Raw genomic sequence first — 1,348 nt, 5'->3', positions numbered from 1 at the left:
CGCCTCTCCCCCCCTGGCGCGGGTCCGTCGGCGTTCCGGGGGCGTTCCGCCCGTCGCCCGTCGACTTTCGTCACCCGCGCCGCCGACTTTCGACGCTCCCGCGTGCCCCGCCGGCCCGGCCAGAATCACCGGTGACGGAAACGACCGGGGGAACGGGCAGGGGGACGCATGGGCGAGTTCATCGGCGAGTTGATGGCGCTGTTCGCGGACGGCTTCTACCGCAGGTGGCACGTGGCCCGCACCACGCGGCGGCTGGCCGCGGGCCGCCCGGTCAGGGTGCCCTGCTCGGCCCGGTCCGAGCGGCAGCCCGACTACGTCAACGGCAGCCTGCACATCAGGCCGGGCGCCGACACCGTGGCCCTGGTCACCCGCGACACCGGCCGGCACGAACTGCCCACCGGCGGAACCTTCCACGAGCCCGAGCCCGACACCTGGCACAGCCCGGACTGGGCCGCCACCGCCTACCGGCCGCCCGGCACCGGGGAACCGGTCTACCTCCAGGTGGACAGCCGCTACCTGCCGATGGTCCACGTCGCCCTCGCCGACCCGGCGTCACAGTCCCGGCCGGGGGCGCGGTAGAAGGTCCGCCCCGGCCGGTTTCGGCAACCGGCCGGGATGCGTCAGACTGGTGTCCCGTGAGTGACTCCCCCATGAACCCCGCACCGACCGGGCATGCCCGGGTGATCCTGCTCTCCGGGCCCTCCGGGTCGGGGAAGTCCTCGCTGGCCGAGCGCAGCGGCCTGCCGGTGCTCCAGCTCGACGACTTCTACAAGGACGGGGACGACCCGACCCTGCCGCGGCTGCCGGACGGCGCCGTCGACTGGGACTCCCCGCTGGCCTGGCACCGCGACCAGGCCGTCGCCGCGATCCGCTCCCTGCACGAGCACGGCCGCACGGACGTCCCGGTGTACTCGATCCCGGACAACGGCCGGATCGGCACCCGCGGCCTGGAGCTGGACGGGGCGGACGCGTTCATCGCCGAGGGCATCTTCGCCGCCGAGATCACCGCCGAGTGCGCCGACCAGGGCCTGCTCGGCGACGCCCTGTGCCTGCGCAACGGCGCGCTCACCACGGCCTGGCGCCGGCTGCGCCGGGACGTCCGGGAGGGCCGCAAGTCGCTGCCGGTGCTGCTGCGCCGGGGCCTGCGGCTGATGCGGGCCGAGCGGTCCACCGTCGGACGGCAGGTCGCGCTCGGCTCGTACGCGTGCGCCGGCCCGGAGGCCGAGCGGCGGATCCGCGCCGCGACCCGGGCCGGCGAGCTCTCCGCCGCCTGAACCCCGTACGGCTGAACCCGCTGCTGCCGAACCCCCGGGGCATGACGAAGGGCCCGGTGCGTCTCCCCCGCACC

General features: G+C 75.5%; 2 protein-coding genes. Both read left to right on the top strand.

What is annotated here, in order from left to right:
- The first annotated feature begins 168 nt into the window (after positions 1 to 168).
- On the top strand, positions 169 to 579 hold the full coding sequence (locus ACFU6K_RS39140; RefSeq protein WP_380671464.1) for a hypothetical protein: 411 nt from the start codon (positions 169 to 171) through the stop codon (positions 577 to 579).
- A gap of 56 nt (positions 580 to 635) precedes the next feature.
- Positions 636 to 1,274 carry an ATP-binding protein gene (locus ACFU6K_RS39135; protein WP_380671462.1) on the top strand — a complete coding sequence of 213 codons (639 nt, stop codon included), beginning with the start codon at positions 636 to 638 and terminating at the stop codon, positions 1,272 to 1,274.
- The last annotated feature ends 74 nt before the right edge of the window (positions 1,275 to 1,348 follow it).

Origin of the sequence: Kitasatospora sp. NPDC057512 (assembly GCF_042802135.1) — a bacterium.
In the GTDB taxonomy this organism is placed as follows: Bacteria; Actinomycetota; Actinomycetes; order Streptomycetales; family Streptomycetaceae; genus Kitasatospora.
This window is presented reverse-complemented; position numbering and strand designations above follow the sequence as displayed.

Excerpts from the sequence above, each read along its gene's own strand:
- ACFU6K_RS39140 (WP_380671464.1), top strand. The coding sequence starts at position 169 with ATGGGCGAGTTCATCGGCGAGTTGATGGCGCTGTTCGCGGACGGCTTC.